Consider the following 16,433-nt stretch of genomic DNA (forward strand, 5'->3'; position numbering starts at 1 on the left):
CGCATCGACTGCGCTTCGCGCAGTCGATGCCCAGAGGTCCAGGGCTGGCCCTGGTCCGGGTCGAGGGGCGGATAGCCCCCGCGGGGCCCGGGGCAGCGCCCCGGCGCGACGGCCTGCGAGCAAGCGCCTGGCGTGGCTCGCCCGTCGCCTGGCTGCTTTCCCCGCGACAACGGGAAAGGTGAGCCTTATGTTCGGCCGCTAGGAGCTGGAGCCCGAACGATGAGATGTCAGAATTGCCGTCAGGATGCGCCTACCATCGTGCGAGGTGCTCGCGCGTATTGCACGGCCTGCGGCGCGCCTCGCTCGCTTCTGGAGGATACGCCCGTCAACGTCGCGGGCCAGCCGTCGAAGATTGGCGGCGGGGTGGCGAGCGTGGCTGGCTGGGTGATCCTCGTGACGGGCGTGCTCTTGGCGCTCACGATCGGGGGGCTGGTCTCGCTTGTGAGCGCGAGCGTCGCGTGGATCGTCGGCGGGTTCCTGGGCGCCATGAGCGTGCTGTTTGGCCTCCTGTTCATCCTGGGCGGCCGTTTGCTCTGGAAGACGGGCAAGGAGCGCGAGCGCGGGGCGCACGAGCTGGCGGTCTTTGCGGTGGCGCGGCGGAATTCCGGCTCGGTCACGCCTGCTGAGCTCGCGCGGGCTGTGAATGTGACCGAGACCGAGGCCGACGCGCTGCTCACGGAAATGGCGAAACGCCCGGATGGGCAGGTTTCGCTGGAGGTCGACGATGACGGGACGCTCCGGTATTACGTGAAAGGCACGGGGGGTGCGCGGATTGGCGCGCCGCGGGTCCGTGTGGGGATGGGGGCGCCGGGGTCTTCGCATGCGGCCGAGGCGGAGGCGCTCGCCGAGGCGGAGATGGGCGAGGCGGAGGCCCGTGCGCGGGCCGAGCGGCGGCGTTAATCGAGCACGACGCCCCACGAATCGACTTTCACGGCCCCGCGCGGGCGCGGCAGGGGTTTTGTGAAGGTGCGCGTCTTGGATCCTTCGCTCGCCTGACCGCCACGCCCGGTCTGGAAAACGAGCTGGAAATCGCCACCTGAGGACGGGCCCATCGTCGTGATGGATCCGAGCCATGGATCGGGCAGGGTCACGGGGGCCAAACAGCTCGGGGTGCGCTCGACGGCGACGCCGAAGACGACGGTGCCCGCGGGTTGTTCCTCGAAGTAACTGGTTTGGCTTGGAAAAACGAACGGGTCTTTCACGTACCGGGGGCAAGGCCAGCCGGGCGGCGGGGTCGGGCCGCTCGGGCTGCAAGCGGTTTTGCGGAGATAATCGACGCCCCAGACGGAGCCGTGCCCGTCGGAGCAGGCGGCGGCGGGGTCTCCTTCGGGCGTGAAGGTCGCGAAATAGGCGACGCCGTCGAAGAGGGAAATGGGGCCCGTGACGCGGACGCCGTTTTCGAAGGGGATCGTCCAGTTGTGGCGGGTCACGAGGCCGGCCGGCGAGGCGTCCTCCAGGATCGAGGTGATGCGCGCTCGGACGCCCGCGCTCTTCGTGAATGTCTCCTGATCGCCCGTGGAGAATAGAATGACGGGGCGGCCGAGCGGGTCGACGCTGACGATGGGCGGGGTCTCGACGGGCTGGCGCGCCGAGGCCGTGTCCTCGGGGAGCGAATAGGCGTCCCAGGCGAGGCGCGCGGTCCATTGCGAGGGATCGGGGCTCCCGAGGTCGATCCGATAGAGGTTTCCGTCGGCGTCCCCGACGTACACGCGATCCGCGACTTGCCCGGGCAGAGCCGGAAAAGGCGTCGGGACGCCGGTGACCGGGGCATCGAAGGAAAAGGGGCGAACGCGCGCGGGCGCGAGGGCCGGGCCGTCCGAGGGCAAACCGCGGAAGGTCGCGAGGATCTCGCCGGTGTCGAGGCGGGCGATCGTCAAGGAGCGCGCGGGCAGGGCTGCGCCGCTCGAAGCGCCGTGGCAGCGCGCGGCGAGCGGGCCGAACGGAGGCTTCTGGGGTTCGTCGGGCGCGACGAGCGAGCCTTGCACGAGGCGCGGGCAGGCTTCTGCGCCGGGCGAGCCGGAATGCCCGCCGGAGAGGAGCGCGACCGCGACCTCCTCGATATCGCCTTTGCCGTCCTCGAGGGCAATCGTGGCAATGGCTGGGCGGGGCGTCTCGGCGCCGAAGAGCGGCGCGCCGGCTTCGTCCGTCGAGAGCTGCCAGAGGAAGCGCGGGTGTTCCGGGTCGGTGACGTCGAGCGCATCATAAAACCCTCCGCCCATGCCCCCGCCGGCGAGGAGGACGGTGCGCCATTGCGTGCTCGCCGCGCCGGCCTTTGCATCCCCGCGGGTGCGAGAGAAGACGACGTCGCGGACGACGGGGCTGCCGTCGAGGAGGAAGGCTTGCTGCCGGTAGGTCGGGAGGATGCCGGGGAGCACGTGCGGCGGGAAAAACGCCCAGAGCTCGTTGTTCGCGAGCGAATCGACGCGCGAGGGATCGGCCGGGTCGTTCGCGGCGATCTTGAAGGCGTGGAGCTGGCCGTCGGTGGTGGCGACGAAGAGGACGGGCGGGCGTTTTTGCGAGGCCGGATCGGAGGCGAACGCGGCATAGGCTTCATCGCGCAGGAATGCACGCGGCGGGGTCATGACGGCGGGAATCGCGTGATAGATGCTGCCGAGCTCGTGGCCGGCGCGTGCGTGCGGGACGAGGGGATCGCCGATTTCCCAGCGCATCACGGCCTCGGCGCAGGCGTTCGTCGTGGGGGACGGGAGCGCGAAGGCTTTGCACGTCTCCGGGAGGGATCCGGCGTCGATCCCGAGCGCGGCGGGCGAGAGGGCGAGGGTCTCGGCGAAATGCGTCCCTTCGAGCAGGCCCGTGGAGACGCCGCCCGTCGAGGCGAGGCCGTCGCCGTTCTGGAGGTACGGCCGGATGCTGGCGCGTGACGGAATGGTTTGTCCCGTGGGATCGGCGAGAACCGTGAAGAAGCGCCGGGCCGGGACGCCGGTAGCGAGGTTCGCTTCGAAATCGTCACCTTTCTGGGGGTCGACGGGGGCGAGGACGGGCACGTCGAGGCCGCCTTGTTTCTCGCACACGTATCGTTTTCGTTCGAGGTTTCCGCTCCAGGGCTCGCCGGGCGGGGCGTCGAAGGAGGTGACGAATTGGTATCCCGCGGCGGACGCGTCCCCCTGGGCCATCGCCGCGCCGGCCGACGCGAAGACGGGGATCGTGCGGCTCGTGGAGCTCGATGAGACGAACGCGAGGACCGCGTCGAGGGCGGTTCGAAGCGAGGGCAGGTCCGTGGCGAAATAGGCGCGCTCGGTGCCGCCTTCGTGCGCGATCCGCGCGAGGGAACAGCAGGCGGCGAGACTCCCGTCCGCGTGCGCGCAAGGGCCGCTCGCGTCGAGCAGCTCCGCGGGCGAGAGGGACGCGCAATCGACGCCCCCGGCTCCCGAGAGGCCGAACCCGACGGCGAACGTGGCAATGGGGTTCGCCGCCGTGGCGAGGTCGTGGGCGATCTCCCAGGGTCTAGGATAAGGGCATTTTCCGTCGCCCGCGGCGCAGGCGTCGCGCAGGTCGAGGTTCGGCTCGCCGTCGGAGAGCACGAGGACGAACCGCGGGCGGCAGCCGCCTTTGTGATAAGGATCGTCGGCCGGGCCGAAGGGGACGCCGGTCGCGGGGTGTTTCGTGGTGTCGTGAAGCAAGAAATCACGCGCGTCGGCGAGCATGCCGGCGAGCGGCGTGGCGCCGAAAGGGCGGAGGGCGAGGAGCGTGCGCTGGATCTGCGCGTTGTGGGCCCGGACCTCGGCGATCGGCGCGTCGTACCCGCCAAACCCGACGAGCCCTCCTTCCCAGGGCGGCGCCGCAGGGTGTTTCGCGCCGACCTCGAATGGCTGCGCCGCGCACCCCGCCGGATGGCCATGGGCCGGCGCCCCACCGTCGTTCCATCCGAGGAAATAGCTGTATCCGCCCTCCGCGCCCGTGCCGGGGTGCGGGAGCGAATCGAAGGTCATGAGCCCGAAACGAACGCGATCGCGATAGGTATCGAGCAGGCCGTCCGCGTCTTGCAAGAAGCCGGGCGCGTCGCAGGGCTTTTGTCGATCGTTCCAGGCGTGCGTGCGAATCGCGTCGTCGGAGGCGTCGTACCAGGGCGAGGGCAAGGCGCCGGGGCCGTGGGTGCATCCGTTCGAGAGAATGCGGTGGAACGGGAGGTGATATTTCGCGTCCGCAGGCGGGGCGCCGCCGATCGAATACTCGTCGAGGAACGCCGCACGGTCGCGGTCCTGCGCAAGGCACGAGAAATCCTGGATCGTGCCCGTCAGGACGGAGACGAGCGTGGCCCAGCGATTCATCGGGGTCGTCGCGCCGGGAAGACACGCGGCGCCCGCCTCCTCGGGCCTCCTGCCGTCGGCCATGTTCTCCATCGATCCGGAGGTGTCGACGAGCAGGAGGACCTCGGGCAACGGCGGATTCACGTCGATCTGCGCGCGTGCGGGGCCGGCAGGCAAAAAGGAAGCGAGCGCGAGGCCCGCCGTGCCCAAGGAAGAAAAAAGCGAGCGCATGGGCCCTCCTTCGAGAGGCAATCGATGCAATAGCAATGGCCATGCCGCTCTGCCCGCGCCCGGTGCCACGCCATTTTCGCAGGGTGCGCCGGGAGAGGTCGATACGGATTGCGTAGCTTTGAAAAAACGTGCGAGGTGTGACCAGCGACAGCATTTTGACGCAGGGTGCCAAGCAGCAAGAATCTCCCTCGTGGGAGGGGCTTGGCGCCCGGAGAGGGGTCTGATATTCGTGGATCGCCCGGGAATGAGGAAGGGGACGGCGATGGGGAGGTTGGGGAGGTTCTGGGGGAGCTGTGGGGCGCTCGTGGTCGCTCTGCTTTCCACGGGGTGCGGGGAGGAGGTGCCGCCTTATGACGCGCTGCCGCTGCGAGATGCGCTCCGCGCAGCGCCCGAGGTGATGGCGTCGCTCCCCAAGGAGACGCGGCGCGAGGTGGCTTCGCGGCTGGAAGAGGCCGGGATCGCTCCCGTCGAGGAGCGGCTCGTCCTGCCGCCGCGGGACATCACGACGATCGACACGCTCGCGAGCGCGGCGGACGAGGAGCGCGAGGAGCAAGGGAAAGACGCGCTCGTGCTCGGCACGATCGAGCGGCAAGGCACGGAGTTTCTCGTCGAAGCGCGTGAAGCCAAGGAGGCGGGCGATACGAACGAGGAGCCGCCGAAGATGCGGGGGCGCCCAGGGAGCACGACGGCGGCGCTCGAAGAAGCGGCGCTCGCGGGGCGCGCGGGGCGCTGGGTGCGCGATCTGGCGAAGCGGTCGGAGGCGAAGGAGATCGTGCGGACGACGGGCCTGCCGATGGGCGCCTGGGCCTTCGACGATACGCTGTATGTGAATGCGTCGTGGCTCGTCGCGCTCGCGGCGCTGGAGGAGGAGGGCGCGCCGCTCGCGCCCGCTCCCGCCGTGGTCCCGATGCCAGGGCTGCCGGAATCGAAGCCCCTGTCGGTCGATTTCAATCCGTACAAGCTGCCCGACAGCGTCGAAGAGTGTTCGCTGCAAGTGCAGACGACGTGCGCCTGCGCGACGAGCGGGTCATGTGGTCACGACGTGACGGATCCGACGTTCGCGGACGCGAATGCGGAGTGCGCGTGGGTGAACCAGGGCGCGTCGAACGCGGCGGCGCTCTGCGTGCTCGCGCTGATGAACATCGACGGGGTGCGGGCGTGCGTGGAGTCGGGCGGATCGATCTGCGCGGCGCTGCCGGTGACGTCGCGGGAGAAGGCGCTCGAATTCGTGGCGAGCGAGAGCTGCATGAGCCTGCTCCAGCAATGCCTCTCGGACGGGAGCCTCTCCGGCGAGCCGTCGGGCGGCAGCAGCTCGTCGAGCTGCGGCGGTTGCTCGGGCAGCTCGTGCGACGGCTGCAACAACGATTGCTCGAAGTGCAACGACAGTTGCTCGAAGTGCAACCAGAACTGCGAGGACTGCAACCAGAACTGCAAGGATTGCAATCAGAACTATCAGGATTGCAAGAATTGCAATAGCAGCGGCGCTTCGGCGGCGTACATGGGCGGCGCGCGTTGCTCGGTCGCGCGGCGGACCGGGCGCTCTCCCCTGCCCTCGCCCGTCGGCACGGCGTTCTGGTTGTCGCTGCCGGTCGCGTATCTGTATCTCCTGTCGCGGCGGAGGCGGCCATGAGAAGCCTCGTCGTCGCGTGGCTCGAGCGCCACGGGCTGCCCGGGTGGCTCGCGCCCGATTACATGGTGATGGTGGGGCTCGCGTCGCTGCTCGGCGCAGCCGTGACGCAGAGGCTGTCGCGGCGCGACGGGGCCGACGCGGGGCTCGAAGGGCGGGCGCTCATCGCGGCATATGCCGGGGCGCTCGCGGGGGGATACGTATTCGAATGGCTGCGGGCCCTGCCGGAGGCGCTCCTTTCGGGGTCGCTCGATCCGCTGCTCCACGCGGGGCGCGCGGCATACGGGGGGCTGCTCCTGGGGGCGCTCGCGGCGGCCTGGGTGCTGCGCCGCGGGGGCGCGAAGGCGCTGCCGTTTCTGGATCGGGCCGTTCCGCTTTGCGGGATCTCGTACGGGTTCGTACGAACGGGCTGCTTCCTGGCGGGGTGTGATTACGGCAAACCGACGGCGGGCTTGTTCGGGGTGCGTTTCCCGGCAGAGAGCCCGGCGGCGCTCGATCACGCTTCGCTCGGCTGGATCCCGCAGGGGGCGCCGAGCCTGCCCGTGCACCCGACGCAGCTCTACGAGGCGGCCGTGGGGCTCGTGGCGGCCGCGATCGCGTCGCTCTGGCTCTTCGGGCCGCGGCGCGACGGGCGGGCGTTCGGCACGTGGATCGCGCTTTATGCCACGGGGCGGTTTTTCGTGGAAATGGTGCGCGGCGACGCGTCGCGCGGGACGTACGGGCCCTTGAGCTCGGCGCAGGTCGTCTCGATCGTGCTGCTCGTCGGGGTCGGCGCGGCCGTGGTGCTCGCCCGGCGGGGTCCGCGTTTGTCCCTGGCCTCGGCGATGCTCGCGGCGGCGGCGCTCGTCGTGCCGGAGGAGGCCGCGGCGGAGCCGGCGAAATCGGGGCAAGCGGCGCAGCCTGCCAAACCGGCACAACCGGCGCAGCCCGCGAAACCGGCGGGACAAACCACGCAGGCGCCGGCAGGGCAAAAGCCCGGCGCGGCGACGCCTCCGAGCGTGCCACCGCCGCCGCCCGTGCAGCAGGCGCAGCCGTATCCGCCGCCGCAGGGCGGGGCGTATCCCTATCCGTATCCGCCGCCCGCGCAGGGGGCCGCGCCGTATCCGTACCCCTATCCCTACCCGTATCCGCCGCCTCCGCAGGGGGCCGCGCCGTATCCGTACCCCTATCCCTATCCGTATCCGCCGCCTCCGCAGGGCGCGACGCCGCAGGCGGGCGTGAAATCGGTGCCCGCCGACGAACTCCCGCCGGAGGAGCGGCTCGAGGATCCGCAGAAGGATTACAACAAGCGGCGCTTCAGCATCGGGCTCGCGGGCGGCGGGTATTTCGCGCCGGGCAGGTTCGCGGTGAAAGACGGCGCGCTCGTCGATCTCGAAGCGACGTACCGCATCACGACGGGGCCCCGGCAGCGCTTCGAGATCGGCCTCGAAGGGCGCTTCGTGGGGACGACCGACGCGGCGCAAGGGGGGATCGGCGTGCCGATGCGGTTCGTCGCGGGCCTCGGCAGGTACTCGGAGATCGAGTTCACGACGATCCCGTTCTACTCGCGCGTGGTCTTCGACTCGGCCTACTTCGAGCCCGCGAACGGGTTCGGCGCGCGATTCCAGCTCGGCTTCGGCTTCCCGCTCACCTCGCATTTCGCCATCGGATTCACGCCCGTCGGCTTCGGGCTCATGGGGTCCGGCAGCGTCAATACGCTCTTCACATACGAACCGCGATTCTGGGTGAAGGTCGCGCCGCTCTGAGGGAACGATGATGTCTCGAATCATGCGCGGCGCCCTTCGCCTCGTGGCTCCGCTCGCCCTTGGTTTTCTGCCCGCCTGCTCGGACGAGCCCGCGAGCCCGCCGCCGCCGGCCGACATTCTCGACCGGCTCACGGCCATCCCCGGCATGGTGGTGACGGAGCAAAACGCGGACATCGAGGGATATCGTTCTTTCGTGATGGAGTACGAGCAGCCGGCGGATCACGGCGCGGCGGGCGGGCCGGTCTTCCGGCAGCGGATGGTCTTGCTCCACAGGGACGAGGCGGCGCCGTTCGTGCTCGGGACGTCGGGGTACACCGTGAATCCGAGCTTCCCGAGGCTGCGGGAGCCGGCAAGCCTGCTCGGCGCGAACCAGCTCTTCGTGGAGCAACGGTTCTTCGCGTCCTCGCGGCCGGAGCCGGCGGACTGGTCACTCCTGACGATCGAGCAAGCCGCGACGGATCACCACCGCATCGTCCAATCGCTCAAGCCGATCTACACGGGGAAATGGATCTCGTCCGGCGCGAGCAAAGGCGGGATGACGTCGGTGTACCACCGGCGGTTTTTCCCGGACGACGTGGACGGGACGGTCGCGTACGTGGCGCCGCACAGCTTCGGGACGTCGGATGCGCGATACCTCGATTTTGTGGCGTCGCTCGGCAGCTCGACCTGCAAGGACGCGCTGCGATATTACCAGCGGGAGGTGCTCGCGCGGCGCGAGGCGATGCTCGCGCGGATCGACGAGCAGGCCGCGATGGACGGGCTCGGCTACGAGCTGCTCGGCCGGGAGAAGGCGCTCGAAGTGGCCACGCTGGAGCTCATCTTCACGTTCTGGCAGTATTACGACGAGAGCGTTTGTCCGGTGATGGGAGGCGCGCCGCCGACGGACGACGACGTATGGGCGTTCCTCGACGAGATCGCCTCGCCGAGCCTGTGGTCCGACGAGGAGTTCCGCACGTACGAGCCTTATTACTGGCAAGCCGGCGTGGAGCTCGGGTATCCGGCGTTCGACGAATCGAACGTCGCGGATCTGCTGCAATTCCCGGGGATCGAGGTGCCGGAGACATTCCTCGTGCCGGGCAAGACGCCGGTGTTCGATGCGTCGGCGATGCAGGACATTTCGACGTGGATCTCGGCAGAGGGGGAGAGGCTTTTGTTCGTGTACGGGGAGACGGATCCGTACACGGCGGCGGCGTACGAGGTCGGCAATGCGAAGGACAGCTACCTTTTCCTCGCGCCGGGGATGAACCATTCCGCGTCGATCGTCGATCTGACGGAGCCGGACCGCGCGAAGGCGCTCGATGCGCTGGAAGCGTGGACGGGCGTCACGCCGGTCCTGCCGCCGGAGACAGCGATCCGGCCGCGGAGGACGCGGCGTGATCGCGATTGAGGTTCACCAGATCTTCGTGGCGTCGGTCATGTTGATGTAAACGACCGGGCCCTCGCCCTTCGAGGCGAGGAACTGGTCGACGTACGTGAAGAACGTGTCGAGGCGCTCGAACTCGTACGGGGAGTAATATTGCGTGGTCGCAGGGTGGAAGCCCGTCGAGACCTGCGTGGGCGCGGCGAGGGCGTCGCCGTCGCGGTAGTTCGCGTCGAAGATGTTCTGCATTTCCTCGACGGCCCAGTAATCGACCATGCAGCCGTTGTCCGGGACCTCGAGCAGGCCGAGCGCGGCGCCGCTGCCCCCCGGGACGATGCTGTCCTCGGTCGGGCGATACGGCTGGCTCGTGTCGCCGATCGGCGCCCATTGCGTTTCGTTGAAGTCGTAGATGTCGTAGCCGATCCACTCGTCCATGAGCTTCCAGTTGTTCGCGGAGGAGTCGACGAGGAAGCCCGTGTCGACGAGGGCCTGCGCGACGTGCGTCTCCAGGGTCCAGGCGCCGGCGCGGAAGGACGTGGGCTTGCCGAAGCCGACCTGCTCCCAGATCTCGTTCGCCTTGCCGAACAGGGTTTTCCATTCCTCGCGCGTGTAGGCCCCGAGGCGCACGGTGTAGCCGGTGGGATCGCCGGCCGGGTCGGCGACCGAGGGCTCGGTTTTGCACGTCACCCCCGCCGCCTCGACGAAGTTGCAATACGGATGGATGTGGAGGCCGATCTCGTCGCCGTGGTCGAACGCCATGCTCTTGGCCCAGTTCACGATGTCATCGCGGCGATTCTGGGGGACGGCGGGATCCGTGAACGTGTACGGGCCAAGGAGGTGCGTGATCTTGAGCTCGGGATGCGCTTTGTGGAGCTCGGTGTGGTGGTCGAGGACGCGATCGTCGACGTCCGAGAAATCCCAGTCCGTCGAGATGATCATGTAGAGCGCGTGGCCTTTGATGAACTCGCCCTGAAAGAATGCATCCTTCGAGCCGCGCACCGAAAACATGATGCGATGGGTGCCGATCGAGAGTTCTTCCGTCGGGATCTCGCCGTGCGACTGGACGGCGTCGGCATTGAAGACGAGCGAAACGGGCTCCTCGGCGCCGTCGATCCAGACGTCGATGTCGACGACGTCCTTGGGCGCCGAGACGCGAACCTCGAAGGCCTTCGTGGGAGAGGTGAAGCCGTCGCCCCCGGCGAGGACGTAGCGCGGGACGCCGGTCACGGTGAACGCAGGGTCGTTCTCCGTCGGCGGGTTCGGCCGGACGGGGGCGATGGTCGGAGGCTCTTGCCCATCCGGTCCGCAAGCCGGCGCCGCGACGAGGGAGAGTGCCGTGAGGAGAAGGTAGGAGGAAATTCGTAAGCGCATGATCCCTTGTATCATGCGCCGGACGCGCCCCGAAAGGCGCGCCTCGTGGAGAGGCGCTCAGTCCGCCGAGGGCAATTTGAGCGCGCCCGCGCCGAGCTCGACGAAGCGGGTCTTCGGGAACGCCTTCGCGCACGTCTCGAGCTGCCAGTCGCCCTTGAAAAGGACGACGGGCTGGCCGTGCACGTCGAGCGCACCATACCCGTAGAGCTGCGATTCGAGCTCCGCGAGCGGCACGGGCTCGCCCTCGACCCAGCGCGCGATGTTCCACGAGAGTCGCTCGATCCGGACGTCCGCGCCGTATTCGTTGAGGAGGCGGTGCTTGACGACGTCGAACTGGAGCTCGCCGACGGCGCCGAGGATGGACTCGCCCTCGCGGCCCTCCGGCGGCCGGAAGAGCTGCACGCTGCCCTCCTGCGCGAGCTGCTCGAGGCCCTTCTTGAGCTGCTTGCGTTTCATCGGATCGACCATCACCACGCGGCCGAAATGCTCGGGCGGGAACTGCGGGAGCGGCGCATATTTGACGTTCGCGCCGTCCGTGAGGGTGTCGCCGATGAGGAAGATGCCCGGATCGAAGACGCCGATGATGTCGCCCGCGAAGCCGTCGTCGACGACGGTGCGCTCCTGCGCGAGGAATTGCACGGGGTTCGTGAGGCGAATGTCGCGATCGAGCCTTACGTGGCGGACCTTCATGCCGCGCTCGTACCGGCCGGAGCAGACGCGGACGAACGCAATGCGGTCGCGGTGGGCGCGATCCATGTTCGCCTGGATCTTGAAGACGAACGCGGTGAATCGCTCGTCGTCGGGGGCGATCGCGCCCTTGTCGCTCGCGCGGGAGGCGGGCTGCGGCATCATCTCGACGAAGGAGTCGAGGAGCTGCGGGAGGCCGAAATTCGTCAATGCGCTGCCGAAGAACATCGGCGTGACCTCGCCGCGCGCGAGCTTGCCCGTGTCGAGGGCGTCGCCGGCCGCGTCGAGCAGCTCGACGTCCTCGCGGAGCTGCTTGACGCCTTCCTCTTCGACGGCCTCTTCGAGGTCGGGTGCATAAAGATCGTGGGCCTGCATGGGCGCCATCTCGGCGCCGTGGGCGACCTGCTGAAAGAGAAACACCTGCCGGAGGATCCGGTGGTAGACGCCCTTGAATTGCCCGCGGACCGTGATCGGCCACGTGATCGGGTAGACGCCGATGCCGAGGACCTCTTCGACTTCGCCGATGAGCTCGAACGGATCACGGCCGGGCCGGTCCATCTTGTTGACGAAACTGAAGATGGGCATCGAGCGGAGCTTGCAGACGCGGAAGAGCTTCTTCGTCTGCGCCTCGACGCCCTTGGCCGAGTCGAGGAGCATGATGGCCGCGTCGGTGGCCATGAGCGCGCGGTAGGTGTCCTCGCTGAAGTCGGCGTGGCCGGGGGTGTCGACGAGCGAGAGCAAGCGGCCCTTGTAAGGGAACTGGAGGACGCTCGACTGGATGGAGATGCCGCGCTCGCGCTCCATCTCCAGGTAGTCGCTGACGGCGTGCGCGCGCGCGCGCTTGGCCTTGACCGCGCCCGCGAGCTGGATGGCCCCGCCGTAGAGCAGGAGCTTCTCGGTGAGCGTGGTCTTGCCCGCGTCGGGGTGGGAGATGATGGCGAAGGTCTTGCGGCGAGCGATCTCGCGCTGGAGGAGTTGAGGATCGGACACGGCGGCGCGCGCACCTTAGCACCGGTTCCGCCCCGGGCTACGCTCGCGATCGCCTCGCGGACGAGGCCGAGGGGCCGCTCGGCCCGTCAGGCCTTCGCGACGCCCACGAGCTTCGGGCGCATGCCCGCGAGCCACGCGCGCGCCTCGGCCTCGTCGTGGCCGTGGAAGAAGAATCGATCGCGGGCGCCAAGCGCGGCGGTCGCGCGCATGAGCATTTCGACCGACATGCGCAATGCGAAACCTCCCCCATAAAGGGCGAGGGCGCGCGGCGGGAGGCGAATGCGGTGCGACGAAAGCGCGACCTTGCGCGCGCCCGCGGTCCAGGTCGTGACGCGCGAGACCGAGGCGAGCGTGAGGATGTACGGGCGCCCCACGCCCCAGACTTCGAGCGCCTCGGCGAGGGACTGGAGCTCCTCGCCGAGCTCGCCGCACAGCTCGACGTGAACCGTGTCCGTCGCCTCGAAGGCAAGCCTGTGCGCGCCGAAACGTAGCTCCGTGCCCACCGATGGATCCCCCGCCAAAGTCACGCGGACGGGAGCTTACGCTCGAACCGGCGTCGCCGCAGGAGAAAAAGCGCGGCGAGCGAGAGGAGGGCCGGCGAGGCGCTCGATGCGGGCTCCGTCATCCGGCACCCACAACCGTCTTCGATGAGGAGCGGTCCCGTCGGACGATCCCCGCCGCCCGACGATGCGCCGCCGCCCATTCCCCCGAGGCCACCCCCGCCGCCCGCGCCGCCATTTCCAGCCGCGCCGCCCATGCCGCCGAATCCGCCGTTTCCGCTGTTTCCTCCCGCGCCGCCGCTCCCGCCGCCGGCTCCACCTGCGCCGCCGCTCCCGCCTGCGCCGCCTGCGCCGCCGTCTCCGCCGCTGCCGCCTGCGCCGCCGCTGCCGCCGCCGCTTCCGCCTGCGCCTGCGCCTCCGCCTCCGCTTCCGCTTCCGCTTCCGCCTCCGCCTCCGGCGCCACCTGCCCCGCCTCCGTCGTCGGACACGACGCGCGCGCGGACACGCATTCGCTCCGTCGCATCGTCAAACGCCCCGTACGCGACGAGCGCCTTTCCAACCGGCCCCGCGCAGGCGATCGACGGCGTCTCGTCCGCCGGCTGCGCGCTGATCACGAAAGGCGTCGCGTCCACGGGCGTCCCGTCGGTATGCAGCCGGAGGCCCGCGATGTCGCTCGACTCGGCCGACGCAATCGAATACGTGACGATGTGCCGCACGCCGTCGAAGGCCACGGAAGGAGCGCGCTCGGCGCTGGGGGTCGCGGCGAGCACGAGGCTCGCCGGATCGAGGACGACGCCCGCGGCCGTCACCCGCGCCGCGTGAATGTCGGGGGCCGTGGGCGCGCGCTCGTCGGACCACGCCACGAGGAAATCCGTGCCGTCGAAGGTGACCGCGGGGTTCGTCTGCGCGTTCGGCGCGACGGAGACGGCGATGCCCGCAGGGTCGAGGACCGCGCCGCTCGGGTCGATGCGGAAGGCATAGATGTCGCCTTTCGTATCGGTGCGTTGATCGGAGGCCACGGCGAGGTAAAGCGAGCCATTCGAGACGAGGTCCGAGAGATACTGGGAGCCCGGCGCGCTCGTGATCGAAAACCCCTGCGGATCCTGCACGGCGCCGAACGGCGAGACCCGGGCGCCATAGATGTCCCACGCCGTGGAACCATTGCGATCGTCGATCCAGGCGACGAGCCACGCGCTGCCCGTGGAGGCGACGGAGGGCGACTCCTGGGACGGGCCGCCCGTGGCGACGGGAAAACCCCCGGGATCGAGGACGGCGCCGGCAGGGGTCACGCGCGCCGCATAGACGTCGGACTGGTTTTGCGTCGTGCGACGGTCGGTCCAGACGACGAGGTAGTTTTTCCCGTCGAACGCAACGCGCGGGTCCGCGACGGGGCCCTGGCCGGTCGCGACGAGGATCGCCGAGGCATCGAGGACGTCGCCCGCAGGGCTCACGCGGACGCCGGCCACGACGCTGCCCCCCTTGCGAGAGTCCGCCCAGACGACGAACCAGTTCGTCCCGTCAAACGCGGCGTCGCCGACGCGCTCCTCGTTCGGCGCCGTGGAGAGGAGCGCCGGGGGCGTGTCGACGGCCGTGCCGCCCTGGGGGATGCGCGCGCCGAAGATGTCGCGGCTCTCCGCGTCGGCGTCCCAGGCGGCGAGGGTATGGGTCGCGCCGGGGGCGAGCGCGACGGAGAGGTCGTCGGCGCCGCCCTTCACCACGACGAACCCGGCCGGATCGAGGACCGTGCCCTGGGAATCGATGCGCGTGCCATACAGATCGTACACGCCGCCGCCATTACGCAGGTCTTCCCAGACGGCGACGAAATTCACGCCGTCCCACGCGACCTGCGGGTATCGCTGGGAGCCCGAGGCGGCCGAGACGAGCAGGCCCGCGGCGTCGAGGACCACGCCGTCCGGAGCGAGGCGCGCGCCGTAAATGTCGTACGAGCTGCCGCTGCGGTAATCACGCCAGACGAGGAGCGAGCTTGTGCCATTGCTGGCGACGGCCGGGTACATCTGGCTGCCCGTGGCCGCGGAGACGGCGATGCCCGCCGGATCGAGGACGACGCCCGCCGGAGTCACGCGCGCTGCATAGACGTCCTGGTTCGAGCCGCTGCGATAGTCCTGCCACGCGACGACGAAGCTCGTGCCGTCCCAGGCGACCGAGGGGCGGGCCTGCTCGTTCGTGGCGGCGCCGATGGCAAGGCCGAGCGGGTCGAGCAGGACGCCGTTCGAGAGGATGCGCGCGCCGAAGATGTCGTTCGACGTGCCATTCCGAAAATCCTCCCAGGCGACGAGGACGCGGCCATTGCCCGCGGCGATGGCCGGGGCGCGCTGCGCATTCGCGGCGCCGCCGAGGACGAACGACGCGTCGAGCGGAATGCCCGTGGGGCCGAAGCGGCGCGCGCGAATGTCCCAGCTCGTGGCGTCGCCGGGGACGCCGCTCTCCCAGGCGACGACCCACCCGGCGCCGTCCCAGGCGGCGGCGGGCGCGAGGTTGTATCCGACGGACGGCTCGACCTCGAAACCCTGCGGATCGAGCGGCGCGCCGGAGGGGCCCACGAGGACGCCTCGCAGACCCGAGGAAAAACCGTCCGCCGCGTGCTCTTCCCACACGACGAGCCAGTTCGTTCCGTCATAGGCGACCGCGGGGGTCGCCTGTTTTCCCTTGGAAGGACCATAGGCCGGCGCGTCGAGCGGGACCCCGGGCGAGACGACGCGGGCCGAGCGCGGGCCGACGTCGGGGAGGCGCGCGCCCGCGCCGAACAAGGCGAGGAGGAGGGCGCCGATGCCGCAGGATAAGGGGAGGAAGCGCTGCCGTGCCATGCCGGCAGGATACGATCGTCAGCGAGGTCGTTCGAGCGAGAAGGTGACCGTGACGCCGACGGGATCCGAGCTCGGGGCGCCGACCGCCTTGTTCTTGAGGAGCAGGCGGATGCAGGAAGCCGCCTCCTCCGTGACGCCCTTCTTGGTCTCGATCTCGACGCCCTCGGCGCGTCCGCGCGCGCGGACGAGGAAGCTCACCTTGAGCGAGCCCTTCGCCGCTTCGAGGCCACCATTGTCGGCAATGCACTTGGCAATGCCTTCGAGGTTCGAGTTGATGAATTTCTCGGCGCGCGGCACCTCGCCGCCCTCGAATTTCGGCGCGGCGACCGTGACGAGGGGCGGAGGGCCGGGCTTCGGTTTTTCCGCGGGCTTCTCGGGCGGAGGCGGAGGCGGTGGCGGCGGCGGCGGAGGCGGCGGCGGCGGCGGAGGCGGCGGGCCGGCGTCCGGCGAGGGCGGCTCGGGTTGCGGGGGCGGCGGGAGCCAGCCGGCGTCGCGCTCGTCGGGGCGCAAGCAACGCACGAATCCGTGATGCGGGTCTTCGAGGGCGCCGTGGGGGCATTTCGACGGATCGCCGGACTCCTCCGCCTTGCGGGCGAGCGCGTCCGCCTCCGTGTCGGTGGAGGCGTGGCTCCGTCCCACCGGTTCGCCTTCCGGCATGGCCGCGCCACATGCGCCCGCCGAGGCGAGGCCGAGGAGGGCCGCCGTGGCCGCGCGGAACCAGTTCGAATGCGGACTCATCGGGGGGAACCTAGCGGCCGACGGGCGAGAGGCAAAGAAATCGGCGGCGGATTCTTGGCCCGGCGCGCGCGTAGACGCGGGGGGCGGGATCACC

10 protein-coding genes are annotated in these 16,433 nt (G+C 69.7%); 4 read left to right on the plus strand and 6 right to left on the minus strand.

What is annotated here, in order from left to right; genetic code table 11:
• The first annotated feature begins 258 nt into the window (after positions 1-258).
• Positions 259-900 carry a hypothetical protein gene (locus QHF85_RS29600; RefSeq protein ID WP_281330707.1) on the plus strand — a complete coding sequence of 214 codons (642 nt, stop codon included), beginning with the start codon at positions 259-261 and terminating at the stop codon, positions 898-900.
• On the opposite strand, the gene QHF85_RS29605 is transcribed toward QHF85_RS29600, so the two are convergent.
• On the minus strand, positions 897-4,496 hold the full coding sequence (locus tag QHF85_RS29605) for a PilC/PilY family type IV pilus protein (protein ID WP_281330708.1): 3,600 nt from the start codon (positions 4,494-4,496) through the stop codon (positions 897-899). The two genes, QHF85_RS29600 and QHF85_RS29605, sit on opposite strands and share 4 nt — an antisense overlap.
• 304 nt (positions 4,497-4,800) lie before the next feature.
• Between QHF85_RS29605 and QHF85_RS29610 the strand changes: the two genes are divergently transcribed.
• Genes QHF85_RS29610 through QHF85_RS29620 form a run of 3 tightly spaced genes read left to right on the plus strand, consistent with a single transcriptional unit; the run spans position 4,801 to position 9,255 of the window.
• Positions 4,801-6,126, plus strand: coding sequence for a hypothetical protein (locus tag QHF85_RS29610; protein WP_281330709.1), 1,326 nt, complete (start codon positions 4,801-4,803; stop codon positions 6,124-6,126).
• A complete protein-coding gene (locus tag QHF85_RS29615) occupies positions 6,123-7,868 on the plus strand; it encodes a prolipoprotein diacylglyceryl transferase family protein (RefSeq protein WP_281330710.1) in 1,746 nt (581 codons plus the stop codon). The genes QHF85_RS29610 and QHF85_RS29615 overlap by 4 nt, the downstream gene beginning before the upstream one ends.
• Positions 7,869-7,875: 7 nt before the next feature.
• Entirely contained in the window at positions 7,876-9,255 is a 1,380-nt protein-coding gene (locus tag QHF85_RS29620; protein ID WP_281330711.1) for a S28 family serine protease, read from the plus strand.
• 3 nt (positions 9,256-9,258) lie between these two features.
• On the opposite strand, the gene QHF85_RS29625 is transcribed toward QHF85_RS29620, so the two are convergent.
• The 5 genes from QHF85_RS29625 to QHF85_RS29645 all read right to left on the minus strand — a co-directional run bounded on the left by QHF85_RS29625 (position 9,259) and on the right by QHF85_RS29645 (position 16,339).
• On the minus strand, positions 9,259-10,599 hold the full coding sequence (locus QHF85_RS29625) for a hypothetical protein (protein ID WP_281330712.1): 1,341 nt from the start codon (positions 10,597-10,599) through the stop codon (positions 9,259-9,261).
• Positions 10,600-10,656: 57 nt separating this feature from the next.
• A complete protein-coding gene (locus QHF85_RS29630) occupies positions 10,657-12,276 on the minus strand; it encodes a peptide chain release factor 3 (RefSeq protein ID WP_281330713.1) in 1,620 nt (539 codons plus the stop codon).
• An 86-nt stretch (positions 12,277-12,362) separates the two neighbouring features.
• The gene (locus tag QHF85_RS29635; protein WP_281330714.1) at positions 12,363-12,803 is read right to left on the minus strand and encodes a hypothetical protein; all 441 of its coding nucleotides are present in this window, start codon (positions 12,801-12,803) and stop codon (positions 12,363-12,365) included.
• The gene (locus tag QHF85_RS29640; RefSeq protein WP_281330715.1) at positions 12,800-15,601 is read right to left on the minus strand and encodes a hypothetical protein; all 2,802 of its coding nucleotides are present in this window, start codon (positions 15,599-15,601) and stop codon (positions 12,800-12,802) included. Before QHF85_RS29640 ends, QHF85_RS29635 begins: the two co-directional genes overlap by 4 nt.
• 18 nt (positions 15,602-15,619) lie before the next feature.
• Complete coding sequence (locus tag QHF85_RS29645; RefSeq protein WP_281330716.1) at positions 15,620-16,339, minus strand: hypothetical protein; 720 nt, start codon at positions 16,337-16,339, stop codon at positions 15,620-15,622.
• Positions 16,340-16,433 lie beyond the last annotated feature (94 nt).

The organism is Polyangium sp. 6x1 (genome assembly GCF_029946515.1).
Lineage (GTDB): Bacteria > Myxococcota_A > Polyangia > Polyangiales > Polyangiaceae > Polyangium.